This window comes from Pseudomonas sp. EL_65y_Pfl1_R83 (assembly GCF_963970695.1).
Taxonomy (GTDB): domain Bacteria; phylum Pseudomonadota; class Gammaproteobacteria; order Pseudomonadales; family Pseudomonadaceae; genus Aquipseudomonas; species Aquipseudomonas tritici.
Map to the genome: position 1 here is coordinate 23623 of NZ_CAXAQI010000028.1, position 21865 is coordinate 45487.

A 21865-nucleotide genomic window follows, 5' to 3' on the forward strand; every position below is an offset into this window, starting at 1 on the left:
AAGTCCTCTGCGCTGCGCAGGCGCAGAGGGCTAGAATGCTCGGCACTTGTACTTGCGAGCTTCTCCATGCGCCGTCTTCTATTGACTCTCCTCTTGCTGGGCTCTGGCCTGGCACACGCCGGCGAACTGCCGGAAACCGACTGGCTCGACCTGATGCCGCTGTCGGATCAAAAAGCCCTCGAAGCCATGCCCGAGATCGACCACAACTCGCCCGAAGCCCAAGGCACCTTTACCGACAAAGGCGGCTTGAAGCAGAGCAAGGGCTTGCCGGCGGTGATGTATTCCGCCAAGACCGTGGCGGCCATGAACGGCAAGAACATCCGCATCGGCGGCTACCCGGTGCCGTTGGAAACCGACGCCAAGGGCCGCAGCACGCTGTTCTTCCTGGTGCCGTATCCGGGCGCGTGTATCCATGTGCCGCCACCGCCGCCTAACCAATTAGTGTTGGTGCGTTATCCCAAAGGGCTGAAGCTGGATGATATTTACACGCCGCTGTGGGTCACGGGCACGTTGAAAGTGGAGAAGGTCAACAACGACTTGGCCGACGCCGCCTATGCCCTGGATGCTGGGAAGGTACGGGTGGTGAAGGAATCTGATCTCTAGGGCTCAACACCCATCAATGTGGGAGCTGGTTTGCCTGCGATAGCATCGGCTCGGTGTCACTGATACACCGAATCGTCTGCATCGCAGGCAAAGCTCCCACATTTTGATCGGCGTTTACAGGGCGATACCGGCGATGCTCACGCCCAGCGTGTGGCTTTCACCGGGTGCCAGGCTTATCACATCATCCAGCACATTCGCTGTTTCGATGCACAGCATGCCTGTCCAGCCATCGTCAGCCATGTCATCAAAGGCCTTGGCACGCTCGGTCCAGGGGTTCCAGATCACGGTCGACTTCGAACCCTGGCTGGTGAGCTGGATACGGCGCTGCCAGTCGTTATCGATGATGCTCAACTGCGCGGGTGTATCCAGGTAGATTCGGTCGGTCTCGCCGGTGAAGTGCAGCAGCCCGGATTGCTGTTTTGTGCTCCAGCCGTCGGCGGTATCGATATACGCCGATCCGTCCAGCCCTTCGACCTGCACGTTGCGCACATCGCTCACGGCGAAATAAGTGTGCAGCGCCTGGCTGAAGGTCACGGTGTCGGTGCCATGGTTGTGGCTGGTGAGGCGGATATGCAGTTGGTCGTCGAGCAGCAGGCTGAGTGTCAGGTCGACTTGATGGGGCCAGCCAGGGAAGCCGCCCGCGGGTACTGGCAGCATCAGGTCAACGCGCAATGCCTCGCCTTCAAGCCTGGTAGCGGCCAATTCCCAGCGTGCTGTGCGCGCAAAACCGTGCGCGCCGGCAGGCTGATCGCTTTGACGCATCGCCTTGACGCTCAGGGGGTTGCGGTCGAACACGCCAAACCACGGCCAACACACGGGGACACCAGTACGAATGCCTTTGCCTTGTTTGAACACCGCTTCAGGGTTCGGCCAGATCAGCGGCTGCTCGCCGTCGCGTCCGTAACTGAAGATATGTGCGCCCTGTTGGGCCACCATCAGTTCGGCGCCGTTGTGGCGGATGCGCCAGCAATCCAGCTCGTCGATTTTCACGGTCTCAACGTGGGGCGTAGGCATAGCAACACTCTTCAATGGCAGGCAATGGGGCAATTGACCGTCAAAACCGTGTGAGGTTTAACGCGCGCGTGACGGTACCGAGCGCGTACGGCCGCTGCCATCGATGGCGACGAACACGAATACGGCCTCGGTGACCTTGCGCCATTCGCTGGACAGCGGGTCGTCGCTCCACACTTCGACCATCATCTGGATCGAGCTGCGGCCGATTTCCAGGGCCTGGGTATAGAAGGAAAGCTGTGCGCCCACCGCGACCGGCACAAGGAACGCCATGCGATCAATCGCCACGGTGGCGACACGCCCGCCCGCGACCTTGCTGGCCATGGCTGTGCCGGCAAGGTCCATCTGCGCGACCAGCCAGCCGCCGAAGATATCGCCGAAACCGTTGGTTTCACGTGGAAGCGCGGTGATTTGCAGGGCGAGATCGCCTTGCGGGATTGGATCTTCTTGTTCGAGTTCGATCATGCCGAGGGCCTCTGACCCGTGACGCTTCATGGGTATTTCAAGTGGATAGCCGTCTTATGGAAAAACGTTTGAGCACCAACATACACCGCGTGATGCATTTCTCGTAAGGCGTACTAAAGGGAAACTCTGCCAAATCGGCTGGACGGCACCCAACAACGTTTTGGCACAGCAGCCCCTCAAGACTGCGGTTCTTGCGCCTGCAAGGGCCGAGTATATCGGGACCCTGGCGCCACGACGACCTCTGGGGGCTCATTTGGTCGGCAATTCGCGGCTGTATGGGGGCTTTTTGTGACAACTGTGCTTCTGGTGTGCTTTTCCGGGCGATTTGCTATCTTGCCGAACCTGCTCCGGCCCTTCCAGCACCTCGGGCTTGCCGTTCTGACTAATAAGAGAAGCCTTGCCATGTCCTCCGTGCCTGCAAGCAGTGCGCAACCTTCGCGCCCGCTGACGCGCAACGACTACAAAACCCTGTCGCTGTCTGCCTTGGGCGGGGCGTTGGAGTTTTATGATTTCATCATTTTCGTGTTTTTCGCCACTGTGGTCGGAAAACTCTTCTTCCCCCTCGACATGCCCGAATGGCTGCGCATGATGCAGACCTTCGGCATCTTCGCCGCGGGTTACCTGGCACGCCCGTTGGGCGGCATCATCATGGCGCACTTCGGTGACCTACTGGGTCGCAAGAAGATGTTCACCCTGAGCATCTTCATGATGGCCGTGCCGACCCTGATCATGGGCCTGCTGCCGACTTACGCGCAGATCGGCCTGTGGGCGCCAGTCCTGCTACTGCTGATGCGCATCATCCAGGGCGCAGCCATTGGTGGCGAAGTACCCGGCGCCTGGGTGTTTGTCTCCGAGCACGTACCGCCACGCCATATCGGCTACGCCTGCGGCACCCTGACCAGCGGCCTGACCGCCGGCATTTTGCTGGGTTCGCTGGTGGCCACCGCCATTAACACGCTTTATACCCCGGAGCAGGTCTCCGATTACGCCTGGCGGATCCCGTTCCTGCTCGGCGGTGTGTTCGGCCTGCTGTCGGTGTACCTGCGCCGGTGGCTGCATGAAACACCGATCTTCGCCGAGATGCAGCAACGCAAGACCCTGGCCGCCGAGTTGCCGTTGCGCGCGGTGTTGCGCGACCACCGTGGCGCCATCGTGCTGTCGATGCTGCTGACCTGGCTGCTGTCCGCCGGCGTCGTGGTGGTCATCCTGATGACCCCGACTGTGCTGCAAACCGTTTACCACTTCAGCCCGACCGTGGCGCTGCAGGCCAACAGCCTGGCCATCGTCACCCTGAGCCTGGGCTGCATCGCCTCGGGCGCCCTGGCCGACCGTTTCGGCGCCGGCCGCGTGCTGATCGTCGGTTGTGCGCTGTTACTGGCGACTTCCTGGACGCTGTATCACAGCCTGATGGCCCACCCGGACTGGCTGTTCCCGCTGTACGCCTTGACCGGCCTGTTCGTAGGCACCATCGGCGTAGTGCCATACGTGATGGTCAAGGCCTTCCCGCCCGTGGTGCGCTTCAGCGGGTTGTCGTTCTCCTACAACGTGGCCTACGCCGTGTTCGGCGGGCTGACGCCGCTGGCCGTGTCGCTGTTGATGAAAGAAAGCCCGATGGGCCCGGCCTACTACGTTGCCGCGCTGTGTGTGATGGGGATGGTGGTGGGTGGGTATCTCTGGAAGCGCTCCCGCTGATTGTTTGATAACCATCACTCCCACGGCCTGCGTGGGAGTGATGGCCGTTCCTCGCTTTATCCCCTCCCTTGCCAATAGTGGCCTTTCATCTAACTGTCACATTCTCGACATAGAGTGTTCACACGGCCTCCTGATACTTGGCCCCGATCCAATTATCCCTATCTGCTAGGAGCAAGGCATGAAACTGAAACGTTTGATGGCGGCAATGACTTTTGTCGCTGCTGGCGTTGCGACCGCCAACGCGGTGGCCGCTGGTGTTGATCCGGCAATCCCGGCTTACGTTAAAACCACTGGTGTGTCGGGCAACTTGTCCAGCGTCGGTTCCGATACCCTGGCTAACCTGATGACCCTGTGGGCCGAGGGTTACAAGAAGGAATACCCGAACGTCAACATCCAGATTCAAGCTGCCGGCTCCGCTACCGCGCCACCTGCGCTGACTGAAGGCACCTCCAACCTGGGCCCGATGAGCCGCAAGATGAAGGACACCGAACTGGCCGCCTTCGAGCAGAAGTACGGCTACAAGCCAACCGCTATCCCGGTTGCCGTGGATGCCCTGGCTGTATTCGTGCACAAGGACAACCCGATCCAGCACCTGACCATGGAACAAGTCGACGCCATCTTCTCGTCGACTCGCCTGTGCGGTGCCAAAGCTGAAGTGAAAACCTGGGGTGACCTGGGCGTGACCGGCGACCTGGCCAACAAGCCAGTACAACTGTTCGGTCGTAACTCGGTGTCCGGCACCTACGGCTACTTCAAAGAAGAAGCCCTGTGCAAAGGCGACTACAAGCCAAACGTGAACGAACAACCGGGCTCGGCTTCGGTCGTGCAGTCGATCAGCTCTTCGCTGAACGGCATCGGTTACTCGGGCATCGGCTACAAGACGGCCAGCGTGAAAACAGTGGCCCTGGCCAAAAAAGGCAGCACTGAGTTCATCGAAGACAGCGAAGAAAACGCCCTGAACGGCAAATACCCGCTGTCGCGCTTCCTCTATGTGTACGTCAACAAAGCACCGAACAAGCCTCTGGCGCCGCTGGAAGCTGAGTTCGTGAAACTGGTGCTGTCCAAACAGGGCCAGGAAGTTGTAGTGAAAGACGGCTACATCCCACTGCCAGCCAAAGTTGCCGCCAAGGCACTGGCTGACTTGGGTCTGAAAGAAGGCAACTGATTGCCTCTGCGGGGCCGGCCTGCCGGCTCCGCGTCCGAATTTTCCAATCCGCTGCCAGCTATGCTTCGCGGCGGATTTGTTGCGTCACTGCACTGTCATCTTTCTGTCATACAGGATCGCTAGGGTGTGCGCATGAATGATCTGGCCAATTCCACCATGACGACGACTTCTCCTCCCAAGCGCATTGATTTCAATACGCCTGAGCTGCAACGCAAACGCCGCATTCGCGCGCTCAAGGACCGACTGACCCGTTGGTATGTACTGGTCGGCGGCCTCGCTGTCCTCGGCGCCATCACCCTGATTTTCTTCTTTCTTGCTTATGTAGTCGCGCCCTTGTTCCAGGGCGCCTCATTGACCAAGGAAGACGCACTGACCCCGGCCTGGATCCAGGACGCCGGCAAGCCGCTGATGATCTCCCTCGAAGAACAGAACCAAGTCGCCATGCGGGTTTCCGACAAGGGCCAGGCGCTGTTTTTTGATGTGGCGACGGGCGCCGAACTCAAGCGTGTCGACCTGCCGCTGCCCGCCGGCGCCAGCGTTGCGTCCATCGGTGAAGACCAACCCGGCAGCCCGCTGGTGATCCTTGGTTTGTCCAATGGCCAGTCCCTGGTATTCCGCCACACCTATAAGGTGTCCTACCCGGACGGCAAGAAAACCATTTCGCCTGCAATCGAATACCCTTACGGCGAAACGCCGATCGTGCTGGATAACGCTGGCCGTCCGCTGGAGCACGTCGCCCTCAACGCCACGGACTCCACCTTGGTAGTCGCAGGTTCGGCCGGCTCGCACTTGAACGTGTTGTCCCTGAGCCGTGAAGAAAACATGATGACCGGCGAAGTCACCAGCGAGCAGAAGCGTATTGAGCTGCCGCAAATGACTGAGCCCGTGAAGGCGATCTTCATCGACCCACGCCAGCAGTGGCTCTATGTGATTAACGGCCGTGCCCTCGCCGATGTATTCAGCCTGCGCGACAACAGCCTCAACGGTCGCTACAAGCTGCTGGAAGACGGCAACGCTGAAGTCACCGCCAGCACTCAGTTGGTGGGTGGTATCTCGCTGATCATCGGTAACTCCAAGGGCGGCCTGGCCCAGTGGTTCATGGCCCGTGACCCGGATGGCGAGCAGCACCTCAAGCAGATCCGCACCTTCCAGATGGGCACCACGCCTATCGTTGAAATCTCCGCCGAAGAGCGCCGCAAAGGCTTTACCGCCCTCGATGCGTCCGGCAAGTTTGGCGTGTTCCATAGCACCGCGCACCGCACCCTGCTGGTCGACCCGGTGGTCGATGGCCAGGGCGTGTTCGGCATGTCGCCACGGGCCAACCGCGTAATTGTGGAAGCCGGCGGCAAGTTGCAACCGTTGATGCTGGACAACCCGCACCCGGAAGTCTCCTGGAGCGCGTTGTGGAGCAGGGTCTGGTACGAAAACTACGACGAGCCTAAATACGTCTGGCAATCGACCGCCGCCAACACCGACTTCGAACCCAAGATGAGCCTGGCCCCGCTGACCTTCGGTACCTTGAAGGCTGCGTTCTACGCCATGCTGCTGGCTGCGCCGCTCGCAGTTGCCGCCGCGATCTACACCGCTTACTTCATGGCCCCGAGCCTGCGCCGCAAGGTGAAGCCGGTGATCGAGCTGATGGAAGCCATGCCGACGGTGATCCTCGGCTTCTTCGCCGGCCTGTTCCTGGCGCCGTATGTGGAAGGGCATCTACCGGGCATTTTCAGCCTGCTGATGCTGTTGCCAATTGGCATCCTGGTCGCCGGCTTTGTGTTCAGCCGCCTGCCTGAGTCGATCCGCCTGCGCGTTCCCGATGGTTGGGAAAGTGCGATCCTGATCCCGGTGATCCTGTTTGTGGGTTGGCTATCGCTGTACATGAGCCCCTACCTGGAAACCTGGTTCTTTGGCGGTGACATGCGTATGTGGATCTCCCACGACCTGGGCATCACCTACGACCAGCGCAACGCCCTGGTGGTCGGTTTGGCCATGGGCTTCGCGGTGATCCCGAACATTTACTCCATCGCCGAAGACGCTGTGTTCAGCGTGCCGCGCGGCCTGACCCTGGGCTCCCTGGCCCTGGGCGCTACGCCGTGGCAGACCATGACCCGCGTGGTGATTCTGACCGCCAGCCCGGGCATCTTCTCGGCGCTGATGATCGGCATGGGCCGCGCTGTCGGCGAGACCATGATCGTGTTGATGGCCACCGGTAACACCCCGGTGATGGAGATGAACCTGTTCGAAGGCCTGCGCACGCTCGCGGCCAACGTCGCGGTGGAAATGCCCGAGTCGGAAGTCGGCGGCAGTCACTACCGCGTGCTGTTCCTCTCGGCGATGGTGCTGCTGTTGTTCACCTTCATCATGAACACCCTCGCCGAGCTGATCCGTCAGCGTCTGCGCAAGAAATACTCGTCGCTTTAAGAAAGGTAGAAGTCTGTGAAACAGAACTCCCTGAATGGATGGTTCAAGAGCGGCGCCCCTGGCGTCTGGATCAGCGGTGGCGCGGTGTCCATCGCGGTCATCATGACCATTGGTTTGCTGGCTGTGATTGCGGTGCGTGGTTTGGGCCACTTCTGGCCAGCCGACCTGATCCAGGCCAACTACACCGTACCGGGCCAGGCCAATCACATCGTCATCGGCGAAGTGGTGCAGAAAGAAGAAGTACCGCGTGAGCGCCTGAAAAGCGCTGGCCTGCCCGTGCCGAACCAAGGCCCGGAATTCATGACCCGCGAGCTGATCAAGGTCGGCAACCGCGACCTGAACGGCAACGACTTCACCTGGATCGTCGGCGAGTGGCTCAAGGACCAGACCACGCCTGCGAACCTGATGACCATTGAGCGGCGTGAGTGGGGCAACTTCTACGGCACGCTGGTCAACGTCAAACAGGATGGCAAGGTCATCGCCGAAGGCGAAGCTGCGTGGCCAGAGCTGCAGGCCCGTGTCGACCGCGTCAACAAGCTGGCTGCCCAGCTCAAGACCCTGGAGAAGTCCGACATAGGCGCGATCAACGCCGGCCTTGAACGCATCCGCCTGCACGGTCGCAAACTCGAGCTGGAAGGCAAGCTCGACGCCGCCGCCCAAGCCGACATGGACGCTGACCGCGCGGAACTGAACGCCCGTTACCAGGACATCGAGGCACGCTTGGCCGACCTGCATGCCCAGTTCAACCGCGACTCGCTGACCGCCCGTGACGGCAGCGGCAAGGAAGTCGAAATCGGTATCGGTAAGGTGGTGCACGCCTATCAGCCGAATGCCATGGGCACTGTTACCAAGATCGGCTTCTACTTCACCAAGGTCTGGGAATTCCTCAGCGATGACCCACGGGAAGCCAACACCGAAGGCGGGATCTTCCCGGCCATCTTCGGCACCGTGATGATGACCCTGATCATGGCGATGATCGTGACGCCGTTCGGCGTGCTGGCGGCGGTGTACCTGCGTGAATACGCCAAGCAGAACACCTTGACGCGCATCATCCGTATCGCCGTGAACAACCTGGCCGGCGTACCGGCCATCGTCTACGGCGTATTCGGCCTGGGCTTCTTCGTGTATGTATTGGGTGGCTCGGTTGACCGCCTGTTCTTCGCCGAAGCCCTGCCGGCGCCGACCTTCGGTACGCCGGGCCTGCTTTGGGCTTCGCTGACCCTCGCGCTGCTGGCGGTGCCGGTGGTGATCGTGGCCACTGAAGAAGGCCTGGCGCGGATTCCTCGCACCGTACGTGAAGGTTCCTTGGCACTGGGCGCGACCAAGGCGGAAACGCTGTGGAAGATCGTACTGCCGATGGCCAGCCCGGCGATGATGACCGGCATGATCCTCGCCGTGGCCCGCGCCGCCGGTGAAGTGGCGCCGCTGATGCTGGTAGGTGTAGTGAAGCTGGCCCCGTCGCTGCCGCTGGACGGCAACTACCCGTACCTGCACCTGGACCAGAAGATCATGCACCTGGGCTTCCATATCTATGACGTCGGCTTCCAGAGCCCTAACGTCGAGGCGGCACGGCCACTGGTATACGCCACCGCCTTGCTGCTGGTGCTGGTGATCGCCACGCTCAACTTGTCGGCGGTGTGGATCCGTAACCACCTGCGCGAAAAATACAAAGCGTTGGACAGCTAAAGCCATTCGCCACAAGCGGCAAGCTGCAAGCCGCTTTTGCTCAAATCTTGCAGCTTGCAGCTAAAAGCGTGCAGCTACGAACGGAGTGAGACCATGCAACAAGACACCCATTCCCACGGCATCAACATGTCTGCCCTGGGTCGTGACAAGCAGAGCCTGAGCCTGGCGCAGGAAACCGTGGCCATCGAAGTGCCGGGCCTGAGCCTGTACTACGGTGAAAAGCAGGCGCTGTTCGACGTCAGCATGAACATCCCCAAGCAGCGTGTGACCGCCTTCATCGGCCCGTCGGGCTGCGGCAAGTCGACGCTGCTGCGCACCTTCAATCGCATGAACGACCTGGTCGACGGTTGCCGCGTGGAAGGTGCCATCAACCTCTACGGCACCAACATCTACCGCAAGGGCGAAGACGTGGCCGAACTGCGCCGCCGCGTGGGCATGGTGTTCCAGAAGCCCAACCCGTTCCCCAAGACTATCTACGAAAACGTGGTCTACGGCCTGCGCATCCAGGGCATCAACAAGAAGCGCATTCTCGACGAAGCGGTTGAGTGGGCACTCAAGGGCGCGGCGCTGTGGGACGAGGTCAAAGACCGCCTGCACGAGTCGGCACTCGGCTTGTCCGGCGGCCAGCAGCAACGTTTGGTGATCGCGCGCACCATCGCGGTGGAACCGGAAGTGCTGCTGCTCGACGAACCTTGCTCGGCACTCGATCCGATTTCGACGCTGAAGGTTGAAGAGCTGATCTACGAGCTCAAGTCCAAGTTCACCATCGTCATCGTGACCCACAACATGCAACAGGCGGCGCGGGTTTCCGACTACACCGCGTTCATGTACATGGGTAAGCTGGTGGAATTCGGCGATACCGATACGCTGTTCACCAATCCGGCGAAGAAGCAGACCGAAGACTATATTACGGGCCGGTACGGCTAGCCCCGGCTGCAAGCCGCACGTTTCAAGCGGCAAGTAAAAGCAGTTTGATCAACGACACACATCAGCTTGCAGCTTGTAGCTTGCGGCTTACAGCTTTTGCGGAGCAAACGCATGATTAGCAAAGAAGGCCTTACCCACCATATCTCCGCGCAGTTCAACGCCGAGCTTGAGGAAGTGCGCAGCCACCTCCTGGCGATGGGCGGGCTGGTGGAGAAGCAAGTCAACGACGCCGTTACTGCGCTGATCGAGGCCGACTCGGGCTTGGCCCAGCAAGTGCGTGAGATCGATGACCAGATCAACCAGATGGAACGCAACATCGACGAGGAATGCCTGCGCATTCTCGCCCGTCGCCAGCCGGCGGCCTCCGACTTGCGTTTGATCATCAGCATCTCCAAGTCGGTGATCGACCTGGAGCGCATCGGCGATGAAGCCACCAAGATCGCCCGCCGTGCCATCCAGCTGTGCGAAGAAGGCGAAGCACCGCGCGGTTATGTAGAAGTGCGTCATATCGGCGACCAGGTGCGCAACATGGTGCGTGATGCACTCGACGCGTTTGCGCGCTTCGACGCCGACCTGGCCCTGTCGGTGGCCCAGTACGACAAGGTCATTGACCGCGAATACAAGACCGCGCTTCGCGAGCTGGCGACCTACATGATGGAAGATCCGCGCTCTATCTCGCGGGTCTTGAGCATTATCTGGGTACTGCGCTCCCTGGAGCGCATCGGCGACCACGCGCGCAATATCTCGGAATTGGTGATCTACCTGGTGCGCGGTACCGACGTACGGCACATGGGCCTTAAGCGTATGAAGGCCGAAGTTGAAGGTTCAGTCGATCAAATCCCTAATGTTCCGGGCGTAACTGACGATAAGTAAGGTTGCCCGAGAAATTAACGCCCGGCCTTTGGTCGGGCGTTTTCGTTTGCGGGAGATGAATTTATTACGTCTCGGATGAAAGATAGTCCGAACGTGACTGCAGAGTTTTGGCAAAATGCCATCAGTCAGGCGTCTTGCGTGCCGAAGTTTTTATAGGATGAAGGGTCGATGAGTAAAGTCAGTGTATTGGTGGTGGATGACGCCTCGTTTATCCGCGACCTGGTGAAGAAGTGCCTGCGCAACTACTTCCCCGGGATCAAGCTTGAAGACGCGGTGAACGGTAAAAAGGCCCAGGCCATCCTGATGCGCGACTCCTTCGACCTGGTGCTGTGCGACTGGGAAATGCCGGAGATGTCCGGGCTTGAGCTGTTGACCTGGTGCCGTGAGCAACCTCACCTCAAGGCCATGCCATTCGTGATGGTGACCAGCCGTGGCGACAAGGAAAACGTGGTCCAGGCCATCCAGGCCGGGGTTTCCGGTTACGTCAGCAAGCCGTTCACCAACGAACAGTTGCTGAGCAAGGTCAAGCAGGCGCTGCACAAGGTCGGCCGTCTTGACGCCCTGGTCGCTAGCGCACCCACCAAGATGAACTCAGCCTTCGGCAACGACTCCCTGAGCGCACTGACCGGTGGCAAACCCGAAGCGGTCAAGTCGGCACCAGTGGCTGCTGCTCCTGCGCCGAGCCGAGGCCTGATCAACAGTCCGCCGGCTCAAGCGCCTGCCGCGGCAGCCCCGGCCGGCGCTCGTGGTCAAGGTCAGTTGCGCCTGTCCAGTGGCACCCAGCAATGCGTGATCAAGGCGTTGAGCATCAAGGAAGCGCTGTTGGTGGTCCGTCGCGGCGAAGTCCTGCCTCAGGTACTGGAAAGCGCCGTGCTCGACCTTGAGCAAGGCGACAACGCCGAAGTGGCGCGCCTAAATGGCTACCTGCATGCCATCGTCGCCTTCGAACCCAAGCCCGACAGTGACTGGCTGCAACTGACCTTTCGGTTTATCGACCAGGACGCGCAGAAACTCGACTACATCTCCCGCCTGATTGCACGTGGTACGGCGCAGAAGCATTTTGTGCCGGGTGCGTGATTTGGAGTGGGCGGACGATGCGGCGACCCGACAAGCCCGCTACAGACTGTAACGATCCGTTGTTAGCCTGCCGGTCAGTCATCCCGGCAGGTTCACGCCATGCTCATGCGCTTACTACTGTGCTGCGGGCTGGCAGCGGTCGTCACTTCGACCCAGGCCATGACCCTCTACAAATCCACCGATGCCAATGGCGAGGTGTTTTTCAGTGACCGGCCAACCCCTGGTGCCCAGGCATTTGTGATCCAGGAGCGTCGGGTCGAACGCGTGAAACCGCTGATGCCCCTGGTGCCCCAATCGCGTTATTCACAACAAGCCTACCACTATCCCTTGCCCTGGCGCGGCGGCCCGTTCCACCTGAGCCAGGGCCCCAACGGCAGCTTCAGCCATACCGACGCCAAGAGCCGCTACGCCATGGACATCGCCATGCCGGAAGGCACGCCGATCATTGCGGCGCGCAGCGGTGTGGTGGTGAAGACCGAAAATGAGCAGGAGGGGCGTGGCAGTGATGCCTCAGGCAATTTCGTGCGGGTGCGTCACGATGACGGCACCGAGGGCGTGTACCTGCACCTCAAGCACGGTTCGGTGAGTGTCAGGTCAGGGCAGCGTGTAGCGGTGGGAAGCCCGCTGGCGTTGTCCGGTAATACCGGCAACAGCAGCGGGCCGCATTTGCATTTTGTGGTGCAGCGCGCCAGCGAGGCGGGGCTGGTGTCGATCCCGTATGAGTTCAACCAGCCAGTGGGTGCATTGCCCAACTTCGCGTTGGGCAATTGAGGGTTCAATCCAGCAGCAGCACCTTGGCCAACACGATCTTCGGCCCTTTCATCTTCTTGATGATGATGCGCAAGCCTTCCACCTCCAGCACTTCTTCCTCTTCCGGCACCCGCTTGAGGGTGTCGTAGATCAGCCCGGCCAGGGTTTCGGCTTCGATGTGGTCCAGGTCGACACCCAGCAGGCGCTCCACCTTGAACAGCGGGGTATCGCCGCGCACCAGCAGCTTGCCCGGTTGATAGGCCAGGATGCCGCGCTCGGCCTTACGGTGTTCGTCCTGGATATCGCCAACCAGCACTTCCAGCACGTCCTCCATGGTGAGGTAGCCGATGATGTTGCCGTCGGCTTCCTCCACCAGGGCGAAGTGCGCGCCGCCTTTGCGGAACTGCTCCAGCAATTGCGACAACGGCATATGCCGCGACACACGCTCCAGCGGGCGGGTCAGCTCGGCCAGGTTGAAGGATTCGGGGATGTGGTCCAGTGCGGCCAGCTCCAGCAGCAAATCCTTGATGTGCAACAGGCCCACGAACTCGTTGCGCACCGCGTCATACACCGGGTAACGGCTGAATTTGTGACGACGGAACAGCGCGAGGATTTCCTTGAGCGGGGCGTTGAAGTCCAGGGTCACCAGGTCTTCCCGGGAGTTGGCCCAGTCCACCACCTCTAGCTCGCCCATCTCCACCGCCGAGGCCAGCACGCGCATGCCTTGGTCGCTTGGGTCTTGGCCGCGGCTGGAGTGCAGGATCAGTTTGAGTTCTTCGCGGCTGTAGTGGTGTTCGTGGTGCGGGCCAGGCTCGCCTTGGCCGGCGATGCGCAGGATGGCGTTGGCGCTGGCGTTGAGCAGGTAAATCGCCGGGTACATGGCCCAGTAGAACAGGTACAGCGGCACCGCCGTCCACAGTGATAGCAGCTCGGGCTTGCGAATGGCCCAAGACTTGGGCGCCAGTTCGCCGACCACGATGTGCAGGTAGGAAATCACGAAGAAGGCGGCAAAGAACGACACGCCTTTGATGACTTCCGGGGACTCGACGCCCATCGCGCCCAGGAGCGGCTCGAGGATGTGTGCGAAGGCCGGCTCACCGACCCAGCCCAGGCCCAGGGAGGCCAGGGTGATACCCAGCTGGCAGGCCGACAAGTAGGCGTCGAGCTGGCTGTGCACGGTGCGTAGGATCTGCCCGCGCCAGCCGTTGGTGTGGGCGATGGCCTCGACCCGAGTCGAGCGCAGTTTGACCATGGCAAATTCCGCCGCAACGAAGAAACCGTTGAGCAGTACCAGGACCAGTGCAAAAAGAATCATGCCGAAGTCGGCGAAGAGCGTAGCGAGGGTGATACCAGGGGAAGGGTCCATGATGGGGTTTTGCAGGTTCCGTGTTCAATAAGGGGTGGCAGGTGAGCCTGAAGGGCAGGCCCAAGTCGGCCAATGTAGCGGCTGACGGGGCGCTTGCCTAGTGCTCACTGCCGGGCGGGGCAAGGAATACATTCTCCAAAACAACTCATGTCCCTGTGGGAGCGTCGTTTTCGAGTTACTCGTCTATGCCAACCACCCGCGAACGCGTCATCTGCGCCGGCGGAAAATGGCAGGTAAACGTACTGCCATGCCCCAGCACGCTGCTGATTTCCAGGCGGGCGCGGTGACGCAAGAGCACATGCTTGACGATCGCCAGGCCGAGCCCGGTGCCGCCGGTGTTGGAGTTGCGGCTGGAGTCGACGCGGTAGAAACGCTCAGTCAGGCGCGGCAGGTGCTTGGCGTCGATGCCGATGCCGGAGTCCTGCACGCTCAAATGTGCACCCTGTTCGTCGGCCCACCAGCGGATGCGGATATTGCCTTTGTCCGGGGTGTACTTCACGGCGTTGAACACCAGGTTGGAAAACGCACTGCGCAACTCGCCTTCGCTGCCTTTGAGCAGCACGGTCGGGTCGGCTTCCAGGGTGATCTGCTGCCCGCGTTGACCCGAGAGGGCCTGGGCGTCGTTCTTGATGGTCTGCAACAGGCTCTGCACCGCCGCCGGATGGTTATCCGACGGGTAGTCAGTTGCCTCAAGCTTAGCCAGCAAGAGCAGGTCGTTGAGCAGCGTCTGCATGCGCGAACCTTGCTGCTGCATCTGCTGCAGGGCCCGGCTCCAGCGCGGGTTGATCTCGTCGACGTTGTCCAGCAGCGTCTCCAGGTAACCGCAGATCACGGTCAGAGGCGTGCGCAGCTCGTGGGAGACGTTGGCGACGAAGTCTTTGCGCATCTGTTCCAACTGATGAATGCGGGTCACGTCGCGTACCAGCATCAGGTGTTCGTTGTTGCCGTAGCGCGTCAGGTACAGCTGGATGCGCACGCGGTCATTGGTGGGCGAGGGGATTTCCAGGGCTTCTTCGTAGTTCTCCTGTTCGAAGTACTCCTTGAAGCGCGGGTGGCGCACCAGATTGGTTACCGGCTGGCCGCTGTCCTGGGGCGTCTTGAGGCCCAGCAGGGTTTCGGCCGCGCGGTTCCACCATTCCAGGTTGCCGTCGCTGTCGAGCATGATCACAGCGTCTTTGAGCGCGGCGGTGGATTCCTGCACCCGGTCGATCACCGCCTGCAGGCGCCCGCGCACCCGTTGGTCGCGGCGTTGCAGGTGGTAGATGCTGTCGAACACCTCGCCCCATAGACCGTAGCCATCGGGTGGTGCTTCGTCGGGTTTGTGCTGGCGCAGCCATTCGTGCAGGCGCAGCAATTGCTTGAGGGTCCAGCCCAGGTACAAGGCAATGCCGACGGCCAGGCTCCAGCCGTAATAACCACTGACCAGGCCCACCAACAAGCAGCCGGTGATCAGCAAAAGCATGTGGCGGATCAGGGTGCCATGCCAGTTTTGGTTCAAGGTGCGTCCTTCGGAGCAGTTTCAAGTTTCAAGCTGCAAGCTCCCAGCTACAGCAGTCCGCTTTGAACTTGCGGCTTGTGGCTAATTGCTTGTAGCTCAACCTTTGGTTGAAAACCGATAGCCAGTGCCGCGCACGGTTTGTACCAGATTCTCGTAGGCCTCGCCCAAGGCTTTGCGCAGGCGGCGGATATGCACATCCACGGTGCGCTCCTCCACATACACGTTGCCGCCCCACACTTGGTCGAGCAACTGGCCACGGGTGTAGGCGCGCTCCTGGTGGGTCATGAAAAACTGCAGCAGGCGATATTCGGTAGGGCCCATCTCGGCCGGCGTACCGTCGATGGTCACGCGGTGGCTGATCGGGTCCAGCAACAGGCCGCCGACTTCAATCGGCGCTTCGCCATCGGTTGGGCCGGCGCGGCGCAATACGGCTTTCAGACGAGCGACCAGTTCGCGTGGGGAAAACGGCTTGGTGATGTAGTCATCCGCGCCGACTTCCAGGCCCTGGATCTTGTTGTCCTCTTCGCCCTTGGCGGTGAGCATGATGATCGGGATGTCCCCGGTCAGCTCGTCACGCTTGAGACGGCGGGCCAACTCGATGCCGGAGGTGCCTGGCAGCATCCAGTCCAACAGGATCAAGTCCGGCTTGCGGTCGACGATAATGGCATGGGCCTGCTGGGAGTTCTCCGCCTCCAGGCAGTCATAGCCGGCCATTTCCAACGCAACGGCGATCATCTCGCGGATGGGCGCTTCGTCGTCAACAATCAGAATGCTCCTGCCAACCATGCTCAAAAATCCTCTTGTCATTTAACTGTCTTGCGCCGCATTAGATAACGGAATTATTGCAGTCGTGTGACAGTAATTTAGTCGCTCGGGCAATTCTCGCCTCTCTGGACTACGCTGTGGGTCCGAATCCTGACAACCAAAATAGGAAGGTTCCAATGACTTACAGCACGATGTCCTGGAAAGCCCTGCTGGTAACGGCCGCGTTGACGCTGCCGACCCTGGCGTTCGCGGCGGAGCCGGCGATGACTAAAGATGGGATGCTGGTCGACCACAAGGGCATGACCCTCTACACCTTCGACAAGGATGCCGACGGCAAGTCAGTGTGCAAGGACCAGTGCGCGACCAACTGGCCGCCGCTGAAGGCTGAGTCCACCGATACCTCCATGGGCAAATGGACCGTGATCACCCGCGACGACCAGACCAGCCAGTGGGCTTATGACGGCAAGCCGGTCTACACCTACAAGGATGATAAAAAGGCCGGTGACAAGACCGGTGATGGCAAGGGTGGGGCGTGGCATGTGATCAAGCCCTGACCACGCGGTGCTGCTGACGCCTTCGCGAGCACGTCGAAGGCGTCAGCTCCATCACCACGAAAAACGGCCTCAGCGAAACGCGTAGTCCGCCACAATTCCGACAAAAATCGCCAACCCCGCCCAGTGGTTGTGCAAAAACGCCTCGAAGCACTTCATCCGATCCTTGTCGCGGGTGTACCAGAACTCCCAGGCAAAACATCCAGCCGCCGCCAGCAACCCCAGGTGGAACCAGCCGCCCAACTCAAACCGTGTACCGGCCAGCAACAGGCACACCAACGCCAGGCCCTGTAGGGTAAGGATAATCACGCGATCGGCATCACCGAACAGAATGGCGGTGGATTTCACGCCGATCTTCAAGTCGTCGTCACGGTCTGTCATCGCGTAATAAGTGTCATAGCCCACCGTCCAGAGCAGGTTGGCGATGTACATCAGCCAGGCAGCGGCGGGCAAGCTGCCGGTCTCGGCGGTAAACGCCATCGGCATGCCCCACGAAAACGCCGCGCCCAGCACCACTTGAGGGTAATAGGTGTAACGCTTCATGAACGGGTAGCTCGCCGCCAATGCCAAACCACCGAGGGACAGCAGGATGGTGGTGGCGTTGGTCAACAGCACCAGCAGAAAACTGATGCCCATCAGCACCGCAAAAAACACCAGCGCTTCCTTGGAACTGATCTTGCCGCTCACCAGCGGGCGCTGCTCGGTGCGCTTCACATGGCCGTCGACCTTGCGGTCGGCCCAATCATTGATCACGCAGCCGCCGGCCCGGGTCAGCACCACGCCCAACACGAAAATCACGATGTTGATAAAGGACGGCGAACCCTTGCCGGCAATCCACAGCGCCCACAGCGTCGGCCACAGCAGCAGGTAGATGCCGATGGGTTTGTCCATCCGGGTCAACTGAATGAAATCCCAGGCCCTCGGGTTCAGGCGGTTCAGGGATTTGAGCAGGCGTTGATACATCAGCAGTTCTCCGGATGGGCATGCAGCGCGTGCCAAAAGCTCGGCAAAAAGATTTCCGCCACCAGCACGCTCAGCGCACCGCGATCAAAGCGTGAGCGGCGTGCCCACAGCCCGTCAGCCTGGTTCGCCGTGGGCAACCATTGCCGCGGGTAATGGCACACCTCGATTGCCTGGCGGGTGAAGGCCTGGTCGCAAAACAGCAATTCACCCAGTGAACGGCTGCCCAACTCATCCATGTGCAAGCCGTCGCCCTGCAAGGCACTGCGCGCCGCCACACTGCGCGCGAACACCCACGGCTGGCCCTTCCCACGCAAATACACTTCACGCACCCAGCCGATACTGGCCGGCGCCAGCGCCAGGGCAGCACATTCATCATCGCGCAGTGGCTGCCAGCCTTCGAACAGTGGCGTCACGCTGAAGCCGTCGTCCGACAGCCACGTCAGCCGCCGGGTGAGCGAGTCTTCGTTGAACAGCCAGTTGAGGGTCAAGGGCGCGGGCGCAGGGATCAAAAGGCTCTGGGTCAGCCATTGGCAAGCATCGGGAAGGTCGATTGAGTGCGGCACGGTGAGTCAGTATTGGCAGCAAAAGAGGCGGCGAGCTTACCATGGCACCTTGGACTTTTGCCGCGCTGAACCGGTGCCTTGCGTCGATCGTGCTTGCATCTGCCGGCCCCGATCAGTACAAAACGCCCTGAGCTGTACGGCAACGCTGGATCCATCGACCGTCGGCCAAACTGCCTGGACCCTGAGGAAGCAAGTAATGAAGAAGTGGCAATGTGTAGTCTGCGGCCTGATCTATGACGAGAAAGACGGCTGGCCGGATGACGGAATCGCTCCGGGCACCCTGTGGCAGGACGTCCCGGAAGACTGGCTGTGCCCGGACTGCGGCGTGGGCAAAATGGATTTCGAAATGATCGAAATCGGCTGATCTGCAAATTTAAGAACCGTACTACAAGGAGAAAGGAATGAACGCACCTGTCGTGATCATCGGCACAGGATTGGCCGGTTACAACGTGGCCCGGGAGTTTCGCAAGCTCGACAGCGAGACCCCATTGCTGCTGATCACCGCGGATGACGGTCGCTCCTACTCCAAGCCCATGCTCTCCACCGGCTTTGGCAAGAACAAGGAAGCCGATGGCCTGAGCATGGCCGAACCGGGCGCCATGGCCGAGCAACTCAAGGCCGAAGTGCGCACCCACACCCGTGTCAGCGGCATCGACCCCGGCCACAAGCGTCTGTGGATCGGCGAGGAAGCAGTGCCCTACCGCGACCTGATCCTGGCCTGGGGCGCAGAAACCGTGCGCGTACCGGTTGAAGGCGATGCGGCTGAACTGATTTTCCCGATCAACGACCTCGAAGACTACGCACGCTTCCGTGCCGCCGCTGCCGGCAAACGCCGCGTTTTGCTGCTCGGCGCAGGCCTGATCGGCTGCGAATTCGCCAATGACCTGATCCTTGGCGGTTATGAAATCGACCTGGTGGCGCCGTGCGAACACGTCATGCCGACCCTGCTGCACCCGGCAGCGGCCGCGGCGGTGCAAGCCGGGCTGGAAGGCCTTGGCGCACGTTTCCACCTGGGCCCGGTGCTCAATCGCCTACAGCGCACCGCTGACGGCGTGGAGGCGCACCTGTCGGACGGTGAAGTGATCCACTGCGACCTGGTGGTCTCGGCCATCGGCCTGCGCCCACGTGTCGACTTGGCCGCTGCCGCCGGCTTGCAGACCAATCGTGGGATTATGGTGGACCGCCACCTCAAGACCTCCCACGCCAACATCTACGCCCTGGGCGACTGTGCCGAAGTCGACGGCCTGAACCTGCTGTACGTGATGCCGCTGATGAGTTGCGCCCGCGCCCTGGCCCAGACCTTGGCCGGCAATGCCACGGCCGTCAGCTACGGCCCGATGCCAGTGACCGTCAAGACGCCGGTCTGCCCGCTGGTGGTTTCACCACCACCACGGGGCACCGAAGGCGTTTGGAGCGTTGAAGGCGAGGGTGCCGACATCAAGGCCCTGTGCCGCGACGCCAGCGGTCGCCTGCTGGGGTATGCATTGACCGGCACCGCCATGATGGAAAAACTCGCCCTGAACAAAGAACTTCCGCCTTTGCTGGCGTAAATACCGGTCGTTCTGTCGGAATAAGCACGTTTTTCACCTTAGAAAGGTCGCCGCGAGACTGGCGGAGCGTGCGAGGGCATGCCATCCTCACTCCCGTCTGCCGCAGAGTAGAGCCTGCGGCGCTTTGGGCGTTGCTCCAACGATGAGCAGCACGGACATAACAACAAAAAACCGTCAAAGAGGCTTCACTTATGCGTAAACCAGAACTCGCAGCCGCCATCGCTGAAAAAGCGGATCTCACCAAAGAACAGGCCAACCGCGTACTCAACGCCATTCTCGAAGAAATCACCGGCGCCCTGCACCGCAAGGACAGCGTCACCCTGGTGGGCTTCGGCACCTTCCTGCAACGCCATCGCGGCGCCCGCACCGGCAAAAACCCGCAAACCGGTGAGCCGGTGAAAATCAAGGCGAGCAACACCGTTGCGTTCAAGCCGGGCAAATCGCTGAAAGACACTGTTAACGCGTAATGGCGTTACCGTCTCGAAGGGGGCGGGGAGGTAGGAAAAATGGGCACGCCGACTGGGTCGGGTGCCCATTTTTTGTGGGTTGCCTACTTGGACGACCCTGGCTCGGTTTCAAAATTTCAGCCGGTCCATTCGTTTTCCGCACACCATTGCTGCCCTGCTCGGTTTTTTTAGATACGCCGACACAACGGGTCGTAGATCATCCTGGCCAGACTGCCATGTTCATTGCGTACTTCAATCAGACGGCTTTCAACGTCGTAGGTGAAGGTTTCGCGCTGGCCTTTTTACCCCCTTACCAACGCATCATGATCGTCGGCAGGCTCTTGCTCTACGAGGGCCTCGTAATTTTCAGGTTCTGAACTTAGAACAGCGGGGACCCATTTCCCGTTCAGTTGCTCGTAGCTGTGGGCTCTATAAGGATGCAAGGCAACAATGCTAGTAATTTCCTTCTGCAGATTTTTCTCCTCATACCAAAGACTACCGCACTCACCACAGCCCCAGAACGGGCGGGTTTTTTCATCTATCAAATCCACCCAGCCAGTGCATTGAGTGATCGGACACCGATAGTTTGCAACTTGGCGGGAGTCTTCGACAGCCTCCTCAGCTTTGATGTATTGGGTAGATGAGCCACAGGATGGGCACTCGACCATGATGAAGCGCTGACCCTTTGCAATGAGTGAAGCGACGAACTTCTGCTGTTGCGCGTCTAGCTCAAAAATCGTTTTGCAAACCTGGCAACGCGCATTAATTGAGTCCATATGGATTCTCCCCTTCTGGATACCAGTGTAGAGCCTTGCTATTAGCTTTGTGGTGCGCCTTGTCCATCAGAATCAGGTTACTTTGACGGTTATTACCGCCTCTGAATATTGGTTTTTTATGGTGTACATCAAAGCCCTCAGGGACTTGGCCTTTTTTCATTCTATCTACCCCGGACTGACCATATTTTTGAATGGACTTGGGATCTTTGGCCATTTTTTTCAGATATTTCTCTTTAGCTCCGCCTTTCTTTCCAAAGCTGGCGCGTATCTTTTTGATCTCACTCTTCGTTCTCTTGTGATAGCAGGTCTTAAGACCCCAAGGGTCAATCCACGTGAATGGGTTAGGCGCGTACTGATAGAAGTTGAGCCCACCTTCCAACCCGATTGGATCCGGAGTCGTGAACCGTCCTATCTCAGCGTCGTAGAATCTGAGCGTGTTGTAGTGCAGCCCAGTCTCCCGGTCCAGGTACTGCCCTTGGAACCGCAGGTTTTGCTCCTCGATATAATAAGGCTCGCGCACTTCCTCCAGCGTGTTGCCCCACACCCGATAAGTCGCCTGCCAGACGCTGTGCCCATCGGCCTCGGTCAGTTGTTCGGGCAACCCGTTCAGGTCGTTGTGGTAGTAGCGAATCTTCTGCAACGGACCAACGCCGTCGACGCGGGCAAGGGGTTCGTAGCCGTCATCATCGTAAACATAGAGGCTGGTCTGGCTGTGTTTAT

22 protein-coding genes are annotated in these 21865 nt (G+C 60.2%); 13 read left to right on the forward strand and 9 right to left on the reverse strand.

Annotation, left to right across the window (positions count from 1 at the left end):
* The first annotated feature begins 66 nt into the window (after nucleotides 1–66).
* A complete protein-coding gene (locus AACY08_RS26845; protein ID WP_339472162.1) occupies nucleotides 67–603 on the forward strand; it encodes a DUF3299 domain-containing protein in 537 nt (178 codons plus the stop codon).
* A 114-nt stretch (nucleotides 604–717) separates the two neighbouring features.
* Here AACY08_RS26845 and AACY08_RS26850 read toward each other — a convergent pair whose 3' ends face one another.
* On the reverse strand, nucleotides 718–1617 hold the full coding sequence (locus AACY08_RS26850) for a D-hexose-6-phosphate mutarotase (RefSeq protein WP_339472163.1): 900 nt from the start codon (nucleotides 1615–1617) through the stop codon (nucleotides 718–720).
* 57 nt (nucleotides 1618–1674) lie between these two features.
* Nucleotides 1675–2079, reverse strand: a complete 405-nt coding sequence (locus AACY08_RS26855; protein ID WP_003176975.1) for an acyl-CoA thioesterase — start codon at nucleotides 2077–2079, stop codon at nucleotides 1675–1677.
* 402 nt (nucleotides 2080–2481) lie between these two features.
* On the opposite strand from AACY08_RS26855, the gene AACY08_RS26860 reads away from it, so the two are divergent.
* The 8 genes from AACY08_RS26860 (at nucleotide 2482) to AACY08_RS26895 (ending at nucleotide 12688) form a co-directional block, all read left to right on the forward strand.
* Nucleotides 2482–3771 (forward strand): MFS transporter, encoded by a 1290-nt coding sequence (locus tag AACY08_RS26860; protein WP_339418666.1) that lies wholly within the window; start codon nucleotides 2482–2484, stop codon nucleotides 3769–3771.
* Nucleotides 3772–3949: 178 nt separating this feature from the next.
* Nucleotides 3950–4936, forward strand: coding sequence for a phosphate ABC transporter substrate-binding protein PstS (locus AACY08_RS26865; protein WP_339418668.1), 987 nt, complete (start codon nucleotides 3950–3952; stop codon nucleotides 4934–4936).
* 384 nt (nucleotides 4937–5320) lie between these two features.
* Nucleotides 5321–7354: an ABC transporter permease subunit gene (locus AACY08_RS26870; protein WP_339472171.1), complete on the forward strand. Its 2034-nt coding sequence runs from the start codon at nucleotides 5321–5323 to the stop codon at nucleotides 7352–7354.
* Between the two features lie 15 nt (nucleotides 7355–7369).
* A complete protein-coding gene (gene pstA / locus AACY08_RS26875) occupies nucleotides 7370–9040 on the forward strand; it encodes a phosphate ABC transporter permease PstA (RefSeq protein ID WP_339418670.1) in 1671 nt (556 codons plus the stop codon).
* Between the two features lie 93 nt (nucleotides 9041–9133).
* Nucleotides 9134–9967 (forward strand): phosphate ABC transporter ATP-binding protein PstB, encoded by an 834-nt coding sequence (pstB, locus tag AACY08_RS26880; protein ID WP_049710890.1) that lies wholly within the window; start codon nucleotides 9134–9136, stop codon nucleotides 9965–9967.
* 111 nt (nucleotides 9968–10078) lie between these two features.
* Entirely contained in the window at nucleotides 10079–10840 is a 762-nt protein-coding gene (phoU, locus tag AACY08_RS26885) for a phosphate signaling complex protein PhoU (protein ID WP_049710891.1), read from the forward strand.
* A 168-nt stretch (nucleotides 10841–11008) separates the two neighbouring features.
* Complete coding sequence (locus AACY08_RS26890; protein WP_339472164.1) at nucleotides 11009–11917, forward strand: response regulator; 909 nt, start codon at nucleotides 11009–11011, stop codon at nucleotides 11915–11917.
* A 99-nt stretch (nucleotides 11918–12016) separates the two neighbouring features.
* Nucleotides 12017–12688, forward strand: coding sequence for a M23 family metallopeptidase (locus AACY08_RS26895; RefSeq protein WP_339472165.1), 672 nt, complete (start codon nucleotides 12017–12019; stop codon nucleotides 12686–12688).
* Nucleotides 12689–12692: 4 nt separating this feature from the next.
* Here the strand turns inward: AACY08_RS26895 and AACY08_RS26900 are convergent, their stop codons facing one another.
* From AACY08_RS26900 to phoB, 3 genes are all read right to left on the reverse strand, one after another.
* Nucleotides 12693–14033 (reverse strand): hemolysin family protein, encoded by a 1341-nt coding sequence (locus AACY08_RS26900; protein ID WP_065875510.1) that lies wholly within the window; start codon nucleotides 14031–14033, stop codon nucleotides 12693–12695.
* Between the two features lie 175 nt (nucleotides 14034–14208).
* On the reverse strand, nucleotides 14209–15495 hold the full coding sequence (gene phoR, locus AACY08_RS26905; protein ID WP_339472172.1) for a phosphate regulon sensor histidine kinase PhoR: 1287 nt from the start codon (nucleotides 15493–15495) through the stop codon (nucleotides 14209–14211).
* A 132-nt stretch (nucleotides 15496–15627) separates the two neighbouring features.
* Entirely contained in the window at nucleotides 15628–16317 is a 690-nt protein-coding gene (gene phoB, locus AACY08_RS26910; protein WP_010207570.1) for a phosphate regulon transcriptional regulator PhoB, read from the reverse strand.
* Between the two features lie 155 nt (nucleotides 16318–16472).
* Here phoB and AACY08_RS26915 point away from each other — a divergent pair, with 155 nt between their 5' ends.
* The gene (locus AACY08_RS26915; protein ID WP_339418678.1) at nucleotides 16473–16850 is read left to right on the forward strand and encodes a COG4315 family predicted lipoprotein; all 378 of its coding nucleotides are present in this window, start codon (nucleotides 16473–16475) and stop codon (nucleotides 16848–16850) included.
* A gap of 69 nt (nucleotides 16851–16919) precedes the next feature.
* Here the strand turns inward: AACY08_RS26915 and ubiA are convergent, their stop codons facing one another.
* Entirely contained in the window at nucleotides 16920–17810 is an 891-nt protein-coding gene (ubiA, locus tag AACY08_RS26920) for a 4-hydroxybenzoate octaprenyltransferase (RefSeq protein ID WP_339472166.1), read from the reverse strand.
* Nucleotides 17810–18373 (reverse strand): chorismate--pyruvate lyase family protein, encoded by a 564-nt coding sequence (locus AACY08_RS26925; RefSeq protein WP_339472167.1) that lies wholly within the window; start codon nucleotides 18371–18373, stop codon nucleotides 17810–17812. The genes ubiA and AACY08_RS26925 overlap by 1 nt, the downstream gene beginning before the upstream one ends.
* A 196-nt stretch (nucleotides 18374–18569) precedes the next feature.
* On the opposite strand from AACY08_RS26925, the gene AACY08_RS26930 reads away from it, so the two are divergent.
* The 3 genes from AACY08_RS26930 to AACY08_RS26940 all read left to right on the forward strand — a co-directional run bounded on the left by AACY08_RS26930 (nucleotide 18570) and on the right by AACY08_RS26940 (nucleotide 20390).
* A complete protein-coding gene (locus AACY08_RS26930; RefSeq protein WP_003213373.1) occupies nucleotides 18570–18737 on the forward strand; it encodes a rubredoxin in 168 nt (55 codons plus the stop codon).
* A 37-nt stretch (nucleotides 18738–18774) separates the two neighbouring features.
* Nucleotides 18775–19923 carry an NAD(P)/FAD-dependent oxidoreductase gene (locus AACY08_RS26935; RefSeq protein ID WP_339472168.1) on the forward strand — a complete coding sequence of 383 codons (1149 nt, stop codon included), beginning with the start codon at nucleotides 18775–18777 and terminating at the stop codon, nucleotides 19921–19923.
* Nucleotides 19924–20114: 191 nt separating this feature from the next.
* Nucleotides 20115–20390 (forward strand): HU family DNA-binding protein, encoded by a 276-nt coding sequence (locus AACY08_RS26940; protein WP_094064412.1) that lies wholly within the window; start codon nucleotides 20115–20117, stop codon nucleotides 20388–20390.
* A 281-nt stretch (nucleotides 20391–20671) separates the two neighbouring features.
* On the opposite strand, the gene AACY08_RS26945 is transcribed toward AACY08_RS26940, so the two are convergent.
* A complete protein-coding gene (locus AACY08_RS26945) occupies nucleotides 20672–21145 on the reverse strand; it encodes a hypothetical protein (protein ID WP_339472169.1) in 474 nt (157 codons plus the stop codon).
* Nucleotides 21132–21865: RHS repeat-associated core domain-containing protein (locus AACY08_RS26950; protein WP_339472170.1), on the reverse strand; the 734-nt coding region annotated here is incomplete at its 5' end. The genes AACY08_RS26950 and AACY08_RS26945, both read right to left, overlap by 14 nt.